This is a genomic window from Streptomyces sp. SID5785 (assembly GCF_009870065.1).
Lineage (GTDB): Bacteria > Actinomycetota > Actinomycetes > Streptomycetales > Streptomycetaceae > Streptomyces.
This window is the reverse complement of record NZ_WWIA01000707.1, coordinates 1-2,620: the sequence shown is the minus strand read 5'-3', so window position 1 is coordinate 2,620 and position 2,620 is coordinate 1. Positions and strand designations below refer to the sequence as shown.

The window sequence follows — 2,620 nt, the reverse complement described above, 5'->3', positions numbered from 1 at the left end:
AGCGCCGTCCGCGTCCCGCGCAGCCGGGCCGCCGCCGCGGGGGCGAGTCCCTCCGTCGGGACGAACCGCGGCGCCCCGGGCACCGGCGGCCCGTCCGGGTCGCGCACCGCGGGCAGCAGCGCCGTCGCGTGCGGCACGTCCGGGCCGAACAGGGTGCTGACGGCCCGCGCGCAGGCCGCCTCGATGTCCTGCGGGGTCACGGCCGCGACCAGCGCCGTGGCGGCGGTGCGCAGGGCTCCCTCGCGCTCGACCGTCCTGCGGTGCGCGACGACCGTTCCGGCGAGCCGCAACAGCACCAGCAGGAACATCAGCGCACTGGACACGGCGATCGCGGTGCCGTCGTGCGCGGTGCCGGACAGCGCCTCCTGGAGCAGGACCGCCGGGCCCGCCAGGGTCGCGAGCCCCAGCATGACCAGCCGGGGCCGCGCGGGCAGCAGGGACGGCGTGCGGGCCCGCCGCGCGGTCAGCTCCGCCATCGACGGGTGCAGCGCCGCGAGTCCCCACGCCAGGTGGAAGACGATCCAGACGGTGTCGAGGCGGGTGCCGGCCGTCCAGCCGCCGTTCAGCCGCAGGATGCCGTACGCGATGTCGATGCCGAGCAGCGCCAGGGTGCCGAGCAGGAGCAGTTGCACGGAGCGGTTGCCGCGCGGGCCCGGACCCGAGGAGACGAGGCGGGTCAGCAGGGCGAGGACCAGGACGTCCCCGAGCGGGTACGCGAGGCTGATCGCACGCTGCTGCCACGTCATGTCGGCGGCCCGCGCGAGGGGTTGCACGAGGAACACCCACACCGGGAGCGTGAGGCCCGTCGTCAGGATCAGCGCGTCGAGCAGCGCCGGCAGGTCGCGCCCCGACCAGCGGTAGCGCGCGAGCCCGTACAGACCGAGCGCGAGCAGCGGGTACGTCAGCAGGTAGAAGGCGTCCGACAGCGAGGGGAAGGGCAGTACCGCGCCGAAGTACTGGGCGCGGACGCTGGAGTAGGTGTCGCCCGCGGTGAACGTGAGCAGGGCGCCCGCGAGCACGTACCACGGCCAGCGGCGGGCGGGACGGTACAGCCGTGTCCCCAGGACGACGGCGCACGCGCTCGCGAGGCCGATCGCGGCCCACACCGGGGTGTACGCGGCGGGGACGACGAGATAGACCACCGTGGCCGTCACCGTGAAGGCGGCGTAGAAGGCCATCAGCCGATGCGCTCGCAGCACTGGGCACACGCCTCCCTGCGTCGGGGACACCGGGTGGCGTACAAGGCGTCGATCCTGGGCCTCGCTCCTCCACGATCGTAGGCACGGCGCCGGGGGGCCTGCACCTCAGCGCGGAAGAAGCGCGCCGACCCGTGCGCCGGTCGCCGCGGAACGGCCGGACCAGTCGGCGTCGCCGGCCGCCGGGAGGTGCGGGGGCAGCGGCAGCGCGACCCCCGCGCCGGTGAGCGCGTCGCAGGCCGGGGCCGCCGACGCGGCGTCGTCGACGGAGCGGATCCGGGGCAGCGGACCGCCCGTGAGGCACGGGTCGAGGGTGTGGCCCGTGGACCGCCCGTCGAGGGTCTCCTGTCCGCCGGCCGCCCGCCAGGACGCCAGCGCGTCGTAGGACCTGGCACCCCAGCGGACCTCCCAGGGGCCGCGCACCGACCGGTACGCGTTGCCCTGGAGCACGACGTCCGCGGGCTCCAGGCCCGCGTCGGCGACGACGAGCGGCACGTCCGCCGTGACGAGGAGGTTGTCGCGGACGACGACGTCCCGCTCGCCCGCCTGGAGGCGCAGGGCGGGCCCGGCACCGGCCGGTGCCCGGGACAGGATCACGGTGTTGCGGACGATCGCCAGGTCCCGGATGTCGTCGCCGTACACGGCGAGCGCACCGTGGCGCGGCAGTTCACGACCGTCGTCGGCGCTGATGTTGTCGCTGATCGTGTTGCGGGCGTGCCCGCCGTCGGCCCGGCGCTGGTAGACGTAGAAGCCGGGGCCGTCGTTGCCGAAGGAGATGTTCCGGCGCAGGGCCGAGTCCGTCACGTTCGAGTCGAGACCGAACCCGGCGCCGTCGACGTGCGATCCGGTGTGATTGCGGTAGGCCGCGCTGTGCTCGACCACGACGCGTGCCGCGTCGTACGCCCACACGCCGACCGGCCCCTCGGACGCGTCGTGGGCGGCGCGGGCGCCGTTGTCGTGGGCCTCGACATGCCGCAGGGCCGCGCCGCGCACCGAGCCGATCACGATGCCGTCACCGGTGTGCCGGTCGTGGACGCCGGGGTCGCCCGGGTTGTCGTAGGCCGTCACCTCGGTGAGCGTGAGGTCCCGGTGGGCGTACGCGGGCCGCGCCGGATCGACCTCGGGGCCGTAGGACAGGAACCCGGCGTCCTTGTTGCCGTGCAGCCGGGTCCGGTCGACGGACACCCCGCGGAAGCCGATGCCGTGGGACGAGGCGCCGACGGCCAGCCCGATGCGGAAGCCCGCCACGTCGACGTCCGTGACGTGGACGCCGGACGGCCGTGCCCCGTCCGCGCGGTCGTTGTAGAGATGGAGCCCGGGGTCGTGCGCGCGGGCCGCGGCCGCGCCGCGCAGCACCAGGCCGCGGATCCGGACCCCGCCCGTGTCGTGCACCGTCACGGCCGGACCGTCCGTCGACTCCAGCA

Annotated in this window: 1 protein-coding gene and 1 pseudogene; both read right to left on the bottom strand. The window is 75.5% G+C overall.

Going from position 1 to position 2,620, the window contains the following annotated elements; genetic code table 11:
* Positions 1–1,199: pseudogene (locus GTW43_RS23245) on the bottom strand (aminotransferase class I/II); the annotation flags it as partial.
* 105 nt (positions 1,200–1,304) lie between these two features.
* On the bottom strand, positions 1,305–2,620 hold a 1,316-nt coding region (locus tag GTW43_RS23240), incomplete at its 5' end, for a right-handed parallel beta-helix repeat-containing protein (protein ID WP_237536771.1).